12 protein-coding genes and 2 pseudogenes are annotated in these 16,644 nt (G+C 71.3%); 12 read left to right on the top strand and 2 right to left on the bottom strand.

The window, feature by feature from the left end; translation table 11 throughout:
- The 6 genes from ACIPC1_RS10205 (at window position 1) to ACIPC1_RS10180 (ending at window position 9,773) form a co-directional block, all read left to right on the top strand.
- On the top strand, window positions 1–4,527 hold the full coding sequence (locus ACIPC1_RS10205; RefSeq protein ID WP_402515193.1) for a beta-ketoacyl synthase N-terminal-like domain-containing protein: 4,527 nt from the start codon (window positions 1–3) through the stop codon (window positions 4,525–4,527).
- Entirely contained in the window at window positions 4,517–4,855 is a 339-nt protein-coding gene (locus tag ACIPC1_RS10200; RefSeq protein WP_402515192.1) for a phosphopantetheine-binding protein, read from the top strand. Before ACIPC1_RS10205 ends, ACIPC1_RS10200 begins: the two co-directional genes overlap by 11 nt.
- A 2-nt stretch (window positions 4,856–4,857) precedes the next feature.
- Window positions 4,858–5,658: an alpha/beta fold hydrolase gene (locus ACIPC1_RS10195; protein WP_402515189.1), complete on the top strand. Its 801-nt coding sequence runs from the start codon at window positions 4,858–4,860 to the stop codon at window positions 5,656–5,658.
- Window positions 5,659–6,852 (top strand): glycosyltransferase, encoded by a 1,194-nt coding sequence (locus ACIPC1_RS10190; protein ID WP_402515186.1) that lies wholly within the window; start codon window positions 5,659–5,661, stop codon window positions 6,850–6,852.
- Window positions 6,849–8,618: an ABC transporter ATP-binding protein gene (locus ACIPC1_RS10185; protein WP_402515184.1), complete on the top strand. Its 1,770-nt coding sequence runs from the start codon at window positions 6,849–6,851 to the stop codon at window positions 8,616–8,618. Before ACIPC1_RS10190 ends, ACIPC1_RS10185 begins: the two co-directional genes overlap by 4 nt.
- Before the next feature lie 117 nt (window positions 8,619–8,735).
- Window positions 8,736–9,773 carry an LLM class flavin-dependent oxidoreductase gene (locus ACIPC1_RS10180; protein ID WP_402515182.1) on the top strand — a complete coding sequence of 346 codons (1,038 nt, stop codon included), beginning with the start codon at window positions 8,736–8,738 and terminating at the stop codon, window positions 9,771–9,773.
- A 56-nt stretch (window positions 9,774–9,829) separates the two neighbouring features.
- On the opposite strand, the gene ACIPC1_RS10175 is transcribed toward ACIPC1_RS10180, so the two are convergent.
- Entirely contained in the window at window positions 9,830–10,636 is an 807-nt protein-coding gene (locus ACIPC1_RS10175) for a lysophospholipid acyltransferase family protein (RefSeq protein WP_402516270.1), read from the bottom strand.
- Between the two features lie 227 nt (window positions 10,637–10,863).
- Window positions 10,864–11,634 (bottom strand): GNAT family N-acetyltransferase, encoded by a 771-nt coding sequence (locus tag ACIPC1_RS10170; RefSeq protein WP_402515180.1) that lies wholly within the window; start codon window positions 11,632–11,634, stop codon window positions 10,864–10,866.
- A 261-nt stretch (window positions 11,635–11,895) separates the two neighbouring features.
- On the opposite strand from ACIPC1_RS10170, the pseudogene ACIPC1_RS10165 reads away from it, so the two are divergent.
- From ACIPC1_RS10165 to ACIPC1_RS10140, 6 genes and pseudogenes are all read left to right on the top strand, one after another.
- A pseudogene (locus ACIPC1_RS10165) lies at window positions 11,896–12,205 on the top strand (ATP-binding protein); the annotation flags it as partial.
- A gap of 326 nt (window positions 12,206–12,531) precedes the next feature.
- Entirely contained in the window at window positions 12,532–13,425 is an 894-nt protein-coding gene (locus tag ACIPC1_RS10160; RefSeq protein WP_402515178.1) for an ABC transporter substrate-binding protein, read from the top strand.
- Window positions 13,425–14,039: pseudogene (locus tag ACIPC1_RS10155) on the top strand (amino acid ABC transporter permease); the annotation flags it as partial. The gene ACIPC1_RS10160 and the pseudogene ACIPC1_RS10155, both read left to right, overlap by 1 nt.
- 186 nt (window positions 14,040–14,225) lie before the next feature.
- Window positions 14,226–15,029: an amino acid ABC transporter ATP-binding protein gene (locus ACIPC1_RS10150; RefSeq protein WP_402516267.1), complete on the top strand. Its 804-nt coding sequence runs from the start codon at window positions 14,226–14,228 to the stop codon at window positions 15,027–15,029.
- A complete protein-coding gene (locus tag ACIPC1_RS10145) occupies window positions 15,026–15,457 on the top strand; it encodes a RidA family protein (RefSeq protein WP_402515177.1) in 432 nt (143 codons plus the stop codon). The genes ACIPC1_RS10150 and ACIPC1_RS10145 overlap by 4 nt, the downstream gene beginning before the upstream one ends.
- Complete coding sequence (locus tag ACIPC1_RS10140; RefSeq protein ID WP_402515175.1) at window positions 15,454–16,569, top strand: acetamidase/formamidase family protein; 1,116 nt, start codon at window positions 15,454–15,456, stop codon at window positions 16,567–16,569. Before ACIPC1_RS10145 ends, ACIPC1_RS10140 begins: the two co-directional genes overlap by 4 nt.
- The last annotated feature ends 75 nt before the right edge of the window (window positions 16,570–16,644 follow it).

Genomic DNA, 16,644 nt, shown 5'->3' with positions numbered 1-16,644 from the left:
ATGACAGGATCACGCGCCGAACCCATCGCCATCGTCGGGATGTCGGTGCTCTTCCCCGGCGCCCCCGACCTCGCCACCTACTGGCAGAACCTGGTCGCCGGCACCGACGCCATCACCGAGGTCCCGCCGGGCCGCTGGGACGTCGAGGAGCACTACGCTCCCGGCGCCGAGCCGCGCGCCGACCGCGTCTACTGCCGACGCGGCGGCTTCGTGGACGAGCTGGCCGAGGTGGACGTCACCGAGTTCGGGATCATGCCGGCCGCGGTGCCGGCCACCGAGCCCGACCAGCTCATCGCGCTGAAGGTGGCCGCGCAGGCCATCGCCGACGCGGGGGGCGCGGACCGGCTGCCCGTCGACCGGCACCGGATCGGCGTGGTGCTCGGCCGGGGCGGCTACCTCACCCCCGGCCTGGTCAGGCTCGACCAGCGGGTCCGCACCGCGAGCCAGCTGGTACGGACCCTGGGCGAGCTGCTGCCCGACCTGGGCGCCGACCAACTGGAAGCGGTACGGCAGGCGTTCACCGACCGGCTCGGTCCCGAGGCGCCGGAGTCCTCGATCGGGCTCGTGCCCAACCTGGCCGCGTCCCGGCTGGCCGGGCGGCTCGACCTGCGCGGTCCGGCGTACACCGTGGACGCCGCCTGTGCCTCCTCGCTCATCGCCGTCGACCAGGCGGTGCGTGAACTCGCCAGCGGGCGCTGCGACGTGATGCTCGCGGGTGGGGTGCACCACTGCCACGACATCACCTTCTGGAGTGTGTTCAGCCAGCTCGGGGCGCTCTCGCCGAGCGAGCGCATCCGGCCGTTCCACAAGGGTGCGGACGGTGTGCTGATCGGTGAGGGCACCGGCGTCGTCGTCCTCAAACGGCTCGCCGACGCCGAGCGCGACGGCGACCGGATCTACGCCGCCATCACCGGGACCGGCATCGCCTCCGACGGACGTACGACCAGTCTGATGGCCCCGGACTCCGGCGGCCAGGTCCGCGCGGTACGGCAGGCCTGGGAGGCCGCCGGGCTCGACCCGGCGGCGCCCGGTTCGATCGGGCTCCTGGAGGCGCACGGCACCGCCACCCCGGCCGGTGACGGGACCGAACTCACCACGCTGGCCGAGGTGTTCGGGCCGCCGCCGGAGGAGGTGAGCGCGGACCGGCCGGCCGCCGTCATCGGCTCGGTGAAGTCGATGATCGGGCACACCATGCCCGCCGCGGGCGTCGCGGGGCTCGTCAAGGCCGCGCTCGCCGTCCATCACGGCGTGCTGCCGCCGACCCTGCACTGCGAGGACCCGCATCCGGGGCTGGCCCGCACCCGGTTCACCCCGATCGACACCGCTCGCCCGTGGCAGGCCGACGAACGGCAGCCCGTACGCCGCGCCGCCGTCAACGCCTTCGGGTTCGGCGGCATCAACGCGCATGTGGTGATCGAACAGGTCGCGGCGAAGCCGGTGGCCAGCCTCACCGAGGTCTACGAGCCGGAGCCGGTGCTGCGGCTGACCGCGCCGACCGCCGAGGCGATGGCCGCGCTGCTGGACCGCGACGACGCCACGGTCCTCGCGGCCGGTCTCGACGAGCGTGCGGTCGCGTCGGGCTCCGACCCGGTACGGCTCGCGATCGTCGGACCCACGGCGAAGCGGCTGGCGCTGGCGCGCAAGGCGGTCGCCAAGGGCAAGGGCTGGCGCGGCCGCAACGACGTGTGGTTCGTGCCGCGCCCGCTCCTTGGCCCCGGCGGCGGGAAGCTCGCGTTCGTCTTCCCGGGCCTTGAGGCCGAGTTCACGCCCAACTCCGCGGACATCGCACGGCACTTCGGGCTCACCGCCGTCGCCGAGGCCACCGTCGGAGACGTGGGCCGCCAGGGCACCGGCGTCTTCGAACTGGGCCGACTCCTGGACACCGCGCTGCGCCGGCTCGGTGTCGTCCCCGACGCGCTCGCCGGACACAGCCTCGGCGAGTGGACGGCGATGGCCGCCGCCGGGATCCACGCGCCGGACGAGGTCGACGCCTTCCTCGCCGGCTTCGACCCCGACTCGCTGAGCGTCCCCGGGCTGGCCTTCGCCGTGGTCGGCGCCCCGGCGGAGCAGGTGCTCGCGGAACTGTCCGGCCAGAGTGACGTGGTGCTCTCGCACGACAACGCGCCCAACCAGTCGATGATCTGCGGCCCGGAGACCGCCGTCACCGAACTCGTCGAGCGGTTCCGTGCCCGGGCGGTGATCTCGCAGATCCTGCCGTTCCGCTCCGGCTTCCACACGCCCATGCTGAAGCCGTATCTGGATCCGATCAGGGAGGCGGCGGAGACCTACTCCCTGCACCCGGCACAGCTGCCCCTGTGGTCCGCGACGACCGTCGCCCCCTACCCGGCCGAACCCGACGCCATCCGCGCCCTGTTCGTCCGTCATCTGCTGGAACCGGTCCGCTTCCGGCCGCTGGTCGACACCATGTACGCGGCGGGCTTCCGGGCCTTCGTCCAGCTCGGGGCCGGCCAGCTCGGCTCGCTCATCGACGACACGCTCAACGGGCGCGACCACCTGGTCGTCCCCGCGCACTCGCCGCACCGCTCGGGGCTTCCCCAACTGCACCGCGTGGTGAGCGCGTTGTGGGCGGACGGTGCGGAGCCGCAGCCGGCACTGCTGCTCGGCGCGGCCAAGACCGCGGCTCCTGTGCGGCGGAGCCGCCCCATCAAGCTGGACCTCGGGGGCGCGTCGGTCTCCCTCGACACGCAGACGCGTCGGCGGGTGGGAGCGGCACTGCACCGGACGCCCGTTCCGCAGACGAGCCTGGACCTGGCCGGACTCGGCGAACAGGGCGCCCTGGGTGCGGAGTTGACGGCACTTCTGCGTGACGCCAGCGCACTCGCCTCGGACGTGGTGACGGCGAGCCGACGCAGACCCGGCACTGCCGCGCCCGGCCGTTCCGCCCCCGCCGTTCCGGTTCCCCGGCCTCGTGCCGTCCACCCGGCCGAGGCGGATCCCCGACCCCGTCCCGTCCACCCTCCCGAACCTCTCGAAACCACCCTCCACGTCTCCGTCGAGACCATGCCGTACCTCCTGGACCACTGCTTCTTCAAGCAGCCCGCCCAGGCCGAACCGGCCGACAGCTGGCCCGTCGTCCCCGGCACCACGGTGATCGCCCACCTCATGGACTTCGCCGAGCAGGCCGCGCCCGGTCGGCGCGCGGTGGCCGTCCACGACGTACAGCTGAACCAGTGGGTCACCGCCACCCCGTCGGTCGACATCCCGGTACGGATCGTGCCCGAAGGCCCGGACCGGGTCACCGCCTCGCTCGGCCCCTACGCGAAGGCTGTCGTCGAACTCGCCCCCGATCACGGGCAGTTCACGCCCGTCGCACCCTGGACCTTCCCCGCCGCACAGGAACAGAAGCCCGACTTGACGGCGGCGGAGCTCTACACCCGCCGCTGGATGTTCCACGGGCCGCGGTTCCAGGGTGTGAGCGAGCTGACGGCCGTCGGCGACCGGCATGTGCGTGGCCTCCTCGTCACCCCGCCCGCGCCCGGCGCGCTGCTGGACAACGTGGGGCAGCTGCTCGGCTACTGGATCATGTCCAGACTTCCGGTCCGCACCACGGTGTTCCCGGTAGGCATGAAGGAGATCCGCTTCCACGGACCGCATCCGGCCCCCGGCGAGGAGCTGGAGTGCCTGATCAAGATCACGTCCGTCACCGATGCCGCCCTCGAAGCGGATATGCAGCTGGTCCACCAGGGCCAGGTGTGGGCGGAGTTCACCGGCTGGCAGGACCGCCGTTTCGACAGCAATCCGCGGATTCGCGCGGTGGACCGGGAGCCCGAGCTCAACACCCTTTCCCTGATGCAGCCCGGCGGCTGGGCGCTGGTCCACGAGGAGTGGCCGGACCTGGCCACCCGTGAACTGATCATGCGGAACGTCCTGGCGGGCGAGGAGCGCGAGCAGTACGCGACCCACGCACCGCGAGGCCGACGCCAGTGGCTGCTGGGACGGATCGCGGTCAAGGACGCGGTGCGCCACCTGATGTGGGACGGCGGCGCGGGCCCGCTCTTCCCCGCCGAGTTGCGGGTCGGCAACGACCCGACCGGCAAGCCCTTCGTCACCGGCGGCTATGGCAAGACCCTGCCCGCGCTGCACGTCTCCCTCGCCCACCGCGGCGAGACCGCGGTGGCGATGGCCAGGACCGACGGGCCCTGCGGCATCGACATCGAGGAGATCACCGACCGCCCCGAGGGCACCCTCGTCGTCGCGCTCACCCCGCACGAGCGCGAACTGCTCCGAGCACTCTCCCAGGACACCCCGGAGCGACTCTGGTTCACCCGGTTCTGGGCCGCCAAGGAAGCCGTTGCAAAGGCGCGCGGCACCGGACTCGGCGGCGAGCCCAAACAGTTCGAGATCACCGCGGCGGACGGCGCCCTGCTGACCGTACGCACCGCGGGCGAGGAGTACCTCGTGCGGTATCGCGAGCTGACCACCCCCCAGCCGGCCGGCCAACCCGGCAAGGAGTACGTCGTCGCCTGGACGGCCGTCAATGATCAGGAGAACGCAGATGACCACTGAACTCACCGAACTCGAAGGCACCGTGCGCCTGGCCGCCCCCGACGAGGCGACCGCGCTGGCGGACATCTCGGCCATCCTGCGCACCGTGCTGGAGGAGTACGGGCTCGACGACGCCGAGATCACCCTGGAGACGTCCTTCCACGACGACCTCGAGCTGGAGAGCATCGACCTCGTCACGCTCTCCGCCCAGCTGCGCGAGTTCTACGGCGAGCGCGTCAACTTCGCCGCGTTCATAGCCGACCGCGGCCTGGAAGAGATAATCGCCCTGACCGTCGGCGACCTCGTCGGCTACGTGGTGGGCTCCCTCGCCGTCGCGGAGGTGGGCTGACCATGCCCACGATCCACGTCAACGGAATCGACGTCCACGTCCAGCGTCTGGGCCACACCGGTGACGTGCCGCGTCCCGTCGTCGTCCTCATCCACGGTCTGCTCATCGACAGCCTCGCCAGCTACTACTTCAGCCTCGCCCCGCAGCTCGCCGAAGAAGGCATGGACGTCGTGATGTACGACCTGCGCGGGCACGGCAAGACCACCAGACCGGCGACCGGCTACCGGATCGAGGACTTCGTCACCGACCTGGACGAGCTCCTCGACGCGCTCGCCATCGACCGTCCGGTTCACCTCGTCGGCAACTCCTTCGGCGGCGCCGTCGCGTACGGCATGGCCGCCGCGCACCCCGAGCGGGTCGCCAGCGTCGTCGCCATCGAGGCCGAACCGCCCGCCCGGCCCTGGGCACAGAGCATGTACGAGGGCCTGGTCGGCGAACAGGGCGGCCTGGTGGTCCAGGAGGTCACCGAGTGGCTGCGGGACAACCCGGGCGAGCGCAACGCCCGGCCGTTCCGGGCCGCGGGCAGGGTGCTCGACGAGACGGACCTCGCCCAGGAGATCCCGCGGAGCGACCTCATCGACGAGGACCTCTCCGCGATCCGCTGCCCGGTATTCGCCATCTTCGGCGGTGCGTCGAAGCTCTCCGCACAGACCGCGATGCTGGAGGCCTCACTGGCGGACTGCCGTACCGTCGTGCTGCCCGACCGGGGTCACTCGGTGCTGGTGGAAGCCACCAAGGAGACGTATGTCCTGGTGCGCGACTGGCTGTTCAGCCAGACGCACGCCCTGCGGGAGGCCCGCTAGATGGGCAGGTTCCTCTTCGTGGTGCCTCCGCTGGTCGGGCACATCAACCCGGCGGTGGGCACCGCGGCGACGCTGGCCGCCCGCGGGCACGACGTCGCCTGGGCGGGTCACCCCGAGCTGATCCGGAGCCTCGCGGGAGCCGACGCCGTCGTGTTCCCGTGTGCGTTGCCCGAGGACACACTGTCCCGGCCGGCCGAGCTCAAGGGCCCCGCCGCCTTCCAGTTCCTCTGGGAGAGCTTCCTGATCCCGCTCGCGGACGCGATGGCACCCGGCGTGCGCGCGGCGATCGAGGCGTACGGTCCCGATGTCATCGTCAGCGACCAGCAGGCGGTGGCGGGCGCGCTGATCGCCGAGTCCCTGGGACTGACCTGGGTGACCTCGGCCACCACCTCCGCCGAACTGATCGACCCGCTGGCCGGCATGCCCAAGGTCGCGGCCTGGCTGGACGGACTCCTGGCGGACCTGCGCGCACGGATCGCGGACGGCTCGGGCACGGCGGATCCCCGTTTCTCGCCGCACGGCGTTCTCGCGTTCACCACACGCGCACTGCTCGGCCCGGCCGAACTCCCCGACCAGGTCTGGCTGGTGGGCCCGTCCATAGCCGCCCGCCCGGCAAGTCCCGACGAGTTTCCGTGGAGTTGGCTGGAGGAGTCCACGCTGCCCACCGTCCTCGTCAGCCTCGGCACGGCGAACACGGACGCGGGTGTCCGCTTCCTCAACACGGCCGTGGCGGCGCTGGCCGGGATGGCGGACCGGGTACGTGCCGTGCTCGTCGATCCCGGCGGGGTCGTCGAAGGCCCCGTCGCCGACAACATCCTGGTGCGCCCGCACGTGCCACAACTCGCCCTGCTGGAACGGCTCGACGCCGTCGTCTGCCACGCGGGACACAACACGGTCTGCGAGACGCTGTGGCACGGCGTCCCCCTCGTCGTCGCCCCCATCCGGGACGACCAGCCGATCGTGGCCGGTCAGGTCGTCGACGCGGGAGCCGGCGTACGGCTGCGCTTCGGGCGGGCCGACGCGGCGAAGATCGCTGCCGCGGTCGAGACCGTGCTAGACCCCTCCGGCGGTCACCGCAAGGTGGCCGAGGAGATCGGGGAGTCCTTCCGGGCAGCGGGCGGCAGCGCGGCCGCCGCCACCCGGCTCGAAACACTGCTGGCCGAAGTGGCCGCGACCGGAGTACGAGGCGCATGACCGAGAACAGCCCGTCCACCGCCCAACCAGGCACCCCCTCCGGCTCGTTCGGCGCCCTCATCGGCTACGCGAAGCCGCACTGGCGGGTGTTGTTCCTCTCCCTCGTGCTCACACTCCTCGCCAGCTTCTCGGGTCTGGTCCAGCCGAAGTTCGCCCAGGCGATCCTGGACCGGCTCGACAAGGGCGTCGACGTGGCCGAGCCGGTCGCGCTGCTCGCCGCGTTCCTGGCCGCCGGCGCCGTGCTCACCGGGATCAACGCCTGGCTCCAGCAACGGACTTCGGAACGGGTGGTCCGGGAGGTCAGGACCGGTCTGGTGCGTCGGCTGATCCGGCTGCGGGTCTCCGAGCTCGACCAGCGGGCGCCCGGCGACCTCATCGCCCGCGTCACCTCCGACAGCACGCTCCTCAAGAGCGCCGCCACCGAGGGCCTGATCATGACGGTGAACGGCGTACTGACCTTCGCCGGGGCCCTGTTCATGATGGCGACGCTGGACGTACGCCTGCTGGGTGTCACCTTCCTCGTCCTGTGCCTGGTCGGCATCGTGATCACGATGATCCTGCCGCGGATCAAGGCCGCGGTGGCCCGCTCGCAGACGTCCGTCGGTGCGGTCGGCGCGGTGCTCGACCGCACCCTCGGCGCGGCCCGCACGGTCAAGGCCAACGGCGCCGAGGGCCGCGAGACACGTGCCGCCGAGGAGGCGGTCGACGAGGCGTACGCGGCCGGACTGGTCGGCGCCCGCTACAGCGCCCTGGTCACGATGGTCGGCGGCGCCTCCATCCAGACCGCGTTCCTCGTGGTACTCGGCGTCGGCGGAGCCTTCGTCGCGAACGGCACCATGTCCGTCTCCGAGCTGATCGCCTTCCTGCTGTACGTGTTCTTCCTGGCGAGTCCCGTCTCCCAACTCGTCGGCGGCGCCGCCCAGCTCCAGCAGGGGCTCGGCGCGGTGGGCCGGATCCAGGAGGCCACCGGACTGCCGATCGAGGACGACATCGACTTCCCCGCGGTCACCGCCTTCGGCCCGCCGCCGGACATCGAGCTGACCGACGTCGAGTTCACCTACCCCGGCCGCCCCCCGGCGCTGCGCGGCGTGAGCTTCACCGTCCCCGGCGGCACCCAGACCGCGCTGGTCGGTCTGTCGGGCGCCGGCAAGACCACGCTCTTCTCGCTCCTCCAGCGCTTCTACGAGCCGACCGCGGGCTCGATCAGGATCGGCGGCCAGGACATCTCCACCCTGCCGCGCGGCGAGGTACGACGCCGTATCGCGTACGTCGAGCAGGACTCCCCCGTCATGTCCGGCACCCTCCGCGAGAACCTGCTCTACGCCGCGCCCGAGGCGACCGCCGAGGAGCTGTCCGAGGTTCTGGCCGTCACTCGCCTCGACAGCCTGGTGGGCCGCCTGCCCATGGGCCTGGACACGGCGGTGGGCCCGCGCGGCGTCACGCTCTCCGGCGGCGAACGCCAGCGCCTCGCCATCGCCCGCGCCCTGCTGCGCCGCCCCCAGGTACTGCTGCTCGACGAGGCGACGGCCCAGCTCGACGCCCGCAACGAGCAGGCACTGAGCGAACTGGTCGGCCGTACCGCCGGGCAGTGCACGGTCCTCCTCATCGCGCACCGGCTGTCCACGGTGACCGGGGCCGACCAGATCGTGGTCCTGGAACACGGTGACGTCCGCGCGATCGGCACCCACCGCACCCTCGTCGACGACGACGAGCTCTACCGGGAACTCGCGGCGACGCAGCTCCTGGCGGCCGAACCCCAGGTGTAAGGGCCGACTCTTGGCTGCCGAACCCCAGATCTGGGGGTCGGCAGCCGGGAAGCTCCGGCGGAGATCCGTGGTTGACGTCCCTGACGACGACAACGACCGAACTCCGCCGGAGCACTCATGCCGAGCCCGCACCAGCCGCCCGCCGCACCGGGGCCGCGCCCTGAAGCCGTGCGCTTCTCCGTGCTCGACCGCTCCCGCACCCGTGAAGGGCACGCCACTCCCGAGGCCCTGCGGGACACCGTACGGCTGGCTCAGGACCTGGAGGCGCTCGGCTATCACCGGTTCTGGGTCGCGGAGCACCACGGCGTGCCGGGAGTCGCCGGCTCCGCCCCGACCGTACTGGCCGCCGCGGTCGCCGCCGCCACCCGCACGATCCGGGTCGGCACCGGCGGCGTGATGCTGCCGAACCACCAACCGCTGGTCGTGGCCGAGCAGTTCGGCGTCCTGGAGTCCCTGTTTCCCGGCCGGATCGACATGGGCCTGGGCCGTTCCGTCGGCTTCACGGACGGGGTGCGCAAGGCGCTCGGCCGGGAGAAGGACGACGCCGAGGACTTCGCGGCACAGCTCGCCGAACTCCTCGACTGGTTCCGCGGCACGTCGTCGACCGGCGTCCACGCCCGCCCCTCCGAAGGCCTGACCGTGCCTCCCTTCGTACTCGCCATGGGCGAGGGCGCCACCATCGCGGCGCGGGCCGGCCTGCCCATGGTCATCGGCGACCTCAGGGACCGCGACAGGATGCGGCGCGGGATCGACCGATACCGCGAGACGTTCCGCCCCTCCCTCTGGGCCCCGGAGCCGTACGTCGTGATCTCCGGCACGATCGCGGTCGCCGCGACCCCGCAGGACGCCCGCCGCCTGCTCCTCCCGGAGGCCTGGTCGATGGCGTACTCCCGCACCCATGGCACCTTCCCGCCCCTGCCGCCCGCCGAACGGGTCGAGGCCCTGCCGATGACCCCCAAGGAGCGGAGTTTCTACGAGTCCGGCCTCACCGGTCACATCACCGGCACGGAGGAACAGGTGGCCCACGACCTGGAAACCCTCATCAAGGAAACCGGCGCCCAGGAAGTCCTGGTCACCACCAGTACGTACGACCGGGACGCCCTCCTGGACTCGTACCGGAGGCTCGCCCGGGTAGCGGGACTGACGGCGGCCTGAGGCCCTGCCGTCGTACTCCCCACGGAGCACGACGGCCCTTTCTCTCGCGCGCTCTCTCAATCCCCGTAGGGATGAGCGTGCGGACCCGGTGACCGCAGTCCTCCTTGCGCCGCGCGGGCCAGGTCACGGCGGTCGCTGTGGTCGCCCGGTGCGAGTACGGGTCGCAGGTCCAGCTCGGCCACCAGGGCTCGGGCCGCGACGACACGCCACACCGAGGTGAGGAGGGAATCGCTCCCGACGAACGCGGGCGCGGTGCTCGCCGCTCCCCCGGCCAGGCGGTAGTGGATGCGTACCGGCTGGACGGGCACCTCGGCGTCGAGCGCGGCCTGGAACACGGCCCGCCGGAAGTAGCCCTGTGCCCGGCCGCACCAGGTGCTGCCCTCGGGGAACACCACCGTCGTCGACCCGGCACGGAGGGTGTCCGCGATGCGCGCGACCGTCTGCGGCAGTGCGCGCAGCCGGTCGCGCTCGATGAACAGCGCGCCGCTGCTCGCGGTCAGCGCGCCCGCCACGGGCCACTGCCGGATCTCGGCCTTGGCGATCATCCGCCCGGGACGGACCGCAGCGAGCAGTGGGATGTCCATCCAGGAGATGTGGTTGGCGACCACCAGCAGGCCGCCGGCGGGAGGAGGGGAACCGGTGATCCGCAGGCGCACGCCGGCGGCCCGGACCATCGTCCGGCACCACATCCTGATGAGCCGGTCGCGCGGCGCGGCCTGGATCCTGCCGACGACCGGGATCAGCACGATCCCGAAGGTGAGCACGAACAGGAGCGTGGCCAGCCGCAGTACGGCGAGCGGTACGGCGGCCGTCGACCCCGTGGAGTCCACGCAGCGGCGCGGGGTGCACGGGGCGCTGGGCAGCCAGGCGCTGGTGGGCGTCCGGACGGGCCGGAAGGTGACCGGCCGTACGTCGGCCCGGCGAGGCGACGGCACCTTCGTGGTGCCGGCCGGGAGGGCCGCCTTGGCGACAGCCGGGTTGACGAGCGCCGCCGTGTCACGGCGAGGGCGCAGGATCACACCCACCCGGGACGCGCGGAGGACCCCGTTGCGGGTGGCGGCGCCTATGACGCCGGTGCGGGAGGCGTTCATCAGGCCGGTACGAGCGAGAGGAAGTGCCGCAGATAGCGCGGGTTGACCTTGCGCATCGACAGCAGCACATACAGGTCGGCGACACCGAAGTCCGCGTCGTGCGCGGGCTCCGCGCACACCCAGGCACCGAGGCGCAGATAGCCGCGCAGCAGCGGGGGCAGTTCGGTGCGCGCGGGCCGGGCGACGCCCTCGGCGCTCCAGGGCAGCAGCGGCCGTACGCGGTACTCCTCGGGCGCGAGGTGCTTGGCCTTGACCCGGTCCCAGGTGCCCGCGGCGAGCGGGCCGCCGTCGGCGAGCGGGATGGAGCAGCAGCCGGCCAGCCACTCGTGGCCGCCCTCGACCATGTAGCGCGCTATCCCGGCCCAGATGAGACCAATGACGGCGCCGTCGCGGTGGTCGGGGTGCACGCAGGAGCGGCCGACCTCGACGAGCCCGGAGCGGATGGCGGCCAGCGGGCCGAGGTCGAACTCGCTTTCCGAGTAGAGGCGTCCGGCGACGGCGGCCCGCTCGGGCGGCAGCAGGCGGTAGGTTCCGACGACCTGACCGGTCTCCGTTTCACGGACCATGAGGTGATCGCAGTAGGCGTCGAAGACGTCGATGTCGAGACCCGGTTGGGGGGTGGTCAGCAGGGCGCCCATCTCCCCCGCGAACACCTCGTGACGCAGCCGCTGTACGGCGCGGACGTCGTCCTCGTCGCGGGCGAGGGTCACGGTGTAGCGGGTGGGGGCGGTCGACAGTGGGGGGCTGTCGAGCGTGGATACGCCGGTCATGGCACTCTCCTGGTCACGGGCCGGTTCGGCGGAGCGGTGGCAGCCCGGATCTGTTCGGTCTGCGCGCTCCTGTTCTTCCGACGCCGGTTGGCCTGCGCGTGACCTGTGCCGAGAGCCAGGATGTGAGGATGCTGAATGGCAGGGGCCGGCAAGGACGGGCGCCCGTACGGAATCCGCGCGGTGGGATGACGCACCGCTGAGCCGCTCCTCGGAATTGACGAGGAACGACGACGGCCGTGCCCCGATCCGCGGAGGAACGGATCACGGGCCGCCCTCACCCGGCAGTTGTCCGAAGGGGACCTGGACGAGCTCGGCTTCGCCACGGAGTTGATGCTCAGCGAACTGATCACCCATGCCATTCGACATGCCACCGGACCCATCCGGGTGCGCATGCCCCGTGCCAGAGCCTGATCTGCGAAGTGTCCGACACCAGCAGTACCTCACCCCATCTGCGACGTGCGGCCATCACCGACGAGGGCGGACGCGGCTTGTCCTCGTCGCCCACCTCGCCCAGTGCTGGTGGACCCATTACACCGCCGACGGCAAGGTCATCTGGACTGAACAGGATCTTTGGCTCCTACGGTTCTCCGCCGCGCCGCACAGGTGGCCGGGAGGCGGGCGGGCGCCGACCCCGACGGACAGCACGCGGCAATGTGGGCCGTCGTCCCGGACGGCGTCCGGGATTTCCCGAACGCCACCTTTTCGGCAACGGTCCAGTTTCCTCTGGGTGTCCGGGACCTCTGTGACGGCGGGGTTTGTTGCGTCCCCGTAAGAACGCCATGACGTTTTGTGCGTGGCTACTGACGCATCCGTGAGGCGTTCATAGGGTGAGCGCCACTTGGTCCGACCATCGGACCATTCACCTCACCTCCTCCAACGAACCAGAGGAATGCACCCATGCGCCCCCTTCTGCCGATAGCCGCGGCGTCCGCCGCCTCCCTCACCCTCCTGACGGCCTGTGGCGCCGGGTCGACGTCGAACTCCGCGGACTCGCCCGCCACCTCCGCTTCGCCCGCCTGCAAGGGACTACAGACCGCCGACCCGGATCTCGTGGGCAGGACACTCACCAACGCGCTCAATCCGCACACGCCCGGCTACGAGGCGCTCGACCCCAACGATCCGAGCAGATACGTCGGGTTCGACATCGATCTCGGCACGGCTCTGGGCAACTGTCTCGGCTTCAAGCTCGACTACAAGCCAGTTGCCTTCCCGGCACTGCTGCCCACGCTGCAGAGCGGTCAGGCCGACCTCGTCATCTCCGACATCTACGCCACCGAGGAACGGGCCAAGGCAGCGGACTTCGTCACCTACTCGAAGGTCTACGACGGGGTGCTGGTCCGGAAGGGCAACCCGAAGAAGCTCACCGGCATCAACACCTCCCTGTGCGGAGCCACCGCCGCGCTCAACACCGGGTTCGTCGAGGTGCCCCTCGTCCAGAACCTGGCCGGCGCGTGCAAGGAAGCCGGCCGTCCGGCTCCGCAGGTGCAGCTGTACGACAACAACGCCCAGTGCATCCAGGCCATCCTCGCCGGCCGCGCGGACACCTACATCAACGACGTCAACACGGTGACCCAGGCGGTCGAGGCGCACCCGGACGAGCTGGGCAAGGCGACCGCCGTGACGCTGCCCTACTCCATCGGCATCGCCGTACCGAAGGGCAAGACCCAGTTCCGCGACGCCATCAAGGCCGCTCTCGTGGAGATCCAGAAGGACGGCACACAGACGAAACTGCTCAAGAAGTGGTCGCTCGAGACGGGCACCCTGGAGGCGCCGCGGCTGGTGACCGGCTGATGGACCGGTTCCTCCACTACCTCGAACTGCCGTATCTGCTGCAGGGCATCCTGGTCACCCTGGAGCTGACCGCGCTGGGGCTGCTCGGCGGCCTGGTACTCGGCTTCGTCCTGGCGAGTATGCAGCTGTCCCGGCACCGGTCGCTGTCCGCGGTGGCGCGCGGATACACGATCATCTTCCGCGGCACCCCGCTGATCCTCCAACTGGTCTTCGCCTACGACGCGTTGCCGCACCTTGGTCTGACGCTCAGCCCTCTGACGGCGGCGGGGCTCGCGCTCGCGGCCAACGAGGCCACCTTCATCGCGGAGGTCTTCCGGTCCGGCGTACTCGGGGTGGACAAGGGCCAGGTCGTCGCCGGCCAGGCGCTCGGGATGACGCCGCTCGTGACCATGAGGCGTGTCATCGCTCCGCAGGCGGTACGCCTCATGGTCCCGGCTCTCGGAAACGAGGCCGTGACGACACTCAAGAACTCCTCACTCGCCTCCTTCATCGCCGTCCAGGAACTGACCCTGCGCAGCACCCAACTCGCCTCCTCCACCTTCGACTTCTTCTCCGTCTTCTTCGCGTCCGGCGTCATGTATCTCGTCCTCACCGGCGGCATCAGCGCCATCCAGCTGGCCGCCGAACGCGCGCTCGACCTGGACCGCCCCGCCTCCCGGTCGTGGCTACTCCGGCTGCTGCCGATCCGCCGGCCCGCCGCCACGCCGGAACCGGTGGCAGCAGCGACGAAGAGCGCCGTCGCCGACGACGATCCATGGGTGCCGCCGACGCCACCCGAGCCGTGGGAGCGTGAAGCCCGCGTGGCCGCACTCGACGGAGCGCCGGCCGCGGTCGAGGTCCACTCCCTGCACAAGAACTACGGAGAGCACGTCGTACTCGACGGGCTGGACATGACCGTCCGTACCGGCGAGGTCGTGGCCCTGCTCGGCCCCAGCGGGTCCGGCAAGAGCACCCTGCTGCGCAGCATCAACCACCTGGAGGAGGCGGACTCGGGGTCTGTCCTGATCGGCGGCCGCCGCATCGGCTACCGCGAGGACGGCAAGCCGCTCTCCCCCGCCAGGATCGCGCAGACCCGCGCGGAGGTCGGTGTGGGCATGGTGTTCCAGCACTTCAATCTCTTCAGCCACCTCACCGCCCTCGAGAACGTCGCCGGACCACTGCGGTGGGTCCACCGGATACCGGCCGACGAGGCGGAACGCAGGGCAGCCGAGCTGCTCGAACGGGTCGGTCTCGCTCACCGGGCGGACGCCCTGCCGCGGCACCTCTCGGGCGGGCAGCAGCAGCGCGTGGCCATCGCCCGCGCGCTCGCGCCGAGTCCCCGGGTACTGCTGCTCGACGAGCCGACCTCCGCCCTGGATCCGGAACTCGTCCACGAAGTACTCGAGGTGATCCGCACCCTCGCCCGAGAGGACGGACTGACCATGCTCATCGCCACCCACCAGCTGCGCTTCGCCCAGGAGGTCGCCGACCGCGTGGTGTTCATCAGCAACGGCTCGGTCACCGAAGAGGGGCCCGCCGAGGAACTCCTCACCCGCCCCAGGCATCCGGCAACCGCCCGGTTCCTGCGGGTCATGGGAGCGCAGACCATAGGAGGGGTCGCATGACAGTCCCAGCCGATGTCCCGGCGGGGAAGGAGACCTTCGTCTTCTCGCCCGAGGACGGCGTGCCCCCGCAGGTGGGCCCGTTCGCCCACGCGACCCGCTTCGGATCGCTGGTCTTCGTCACCGGCCAGATGCCCACCGACCCGGCGACCGACCGGTTGGTGGAGGGCGGCGTGCTCGCCCAGGCGGAGCAGGTACGCCGCAATCTGGAGGCCGTGCTCCGGCAGTTCGGCCTCACGCTCGACGACGTGGTGATGGTCCGCGTCTACCTGACCGACTTCGACGACTTCAACGACTTCAACAGGGCCTACGCAACCTGGTTCGACGGCCCCCTGCCGAGCCGCACCTGTGTGGGCGTGACCGGCCTCGCCGTGGGGGCCGCCATCGAGATCGACCTCATCGCCGGCATCCCGGAGAGGAACCACCCATGAGCCTGCCCCTCCTTCAGCCCCACGAGGGGCCCATCTCCGGCCGCCATTACCTGGCGTCGACCGGCGACACGGTCACCTGGGGATGGCTTCCCGCCGAAGGGGCTGCACCGGTCGCCCGGATCGGCTCCGGGGAGACGATCACCGTGGACACTGTGTCCCACGAGGGCATCATGGAGGACCAGGGCAGGGACCCCGTGGCCTTCTTCGGGCAGTTCGGGATCGACCCCACGGACGTGCTGCGCGACGCCGTCGACATCGCCGCCGGTCACCCCGCCCGCGACGCCGGCGGCGACGGACCACACGTCACCACCGGGCCCATCGCGGTCAGCGGGGCGAGACCCGGCGACGTACTGCGGGTCGACTTCCTGGACCTCGTGCCGCGCGCGCCGTACGGCGTCATCTCCAGCAGGCACGGCTACGGCGCTCTGGCCGGGGAGCTCCCCCACCTGCCGCATCCGGGCTTCGTACCCGACCCGGGCGACCCGGAGAAGGCGGGAACCGTCTCCACGTTCTGCCGCGCCGCCGCGGACCTGACGGGCAGCATGCAGGTACCGGGAGGCCGTGAGCTGCGCTTTCCCCTCGCGCCGTTCCTCGGGCTCGTCGGAGTGACGCACGCCGGTACGACTCCGCTGCACTCGGTCCCGCCCGGACCGTTCGGCGGGAACATGGACGTCAAGGACCTCGTTTCCGGCACCAGCCTGTACCTGCCGGTGCAGGTGGACGGGGCCGGGCTGTTCGTCGGAGACCCTCACTACGCCCAGGGGCACGGCGAGGTGGCGCTGACCGCACTGGAGGCCCCACTGCGCGCGACCCTCCGGGCGACGGTGCTGCCGGCGGCGGAGAGCCGCGCCCTGTTGGGGCTGTTGCGGCGGCCCTTCGGTGAGACTCCGGAACACTGGATCGCGCTCGGGCTGCACCGCGATCTCAACGAGGCGTTCCGCGAAGCGGTCCGCGAGGCCCTCCGCGTGCTTGCCGACCTGTACGAGGTACCGACGGACATCGGGTACGCCTATCTGAGCGCCGCCGCGGACTTCGTGGTGAGCCAGGTGGTGGACGACGTCAAGGGCGTCCACTGCCTGATCCGCAAGAGCGACTTCGGCGCGTGGACATGATCGTGGAAGACTGCCGGAACAGAACACGGCCGTGGGCAGGGGCCCAGACCCGGCGTGATCGCACACGGTACGCTG

Origin of the sequence: Streptomyces sp. NPDC087263, from assembly GCF_044744645.1 — a bacterium.
GTDB lineage: Bacteria > Actinomycetota > Actinomycetes > Streptomycetales > Streptomycetaceae > Streptomyces.
Note: the sequence above shows the minus strand (reverse complement) of the source record. Positions and strands in the feature narration are given on the sequence as shown.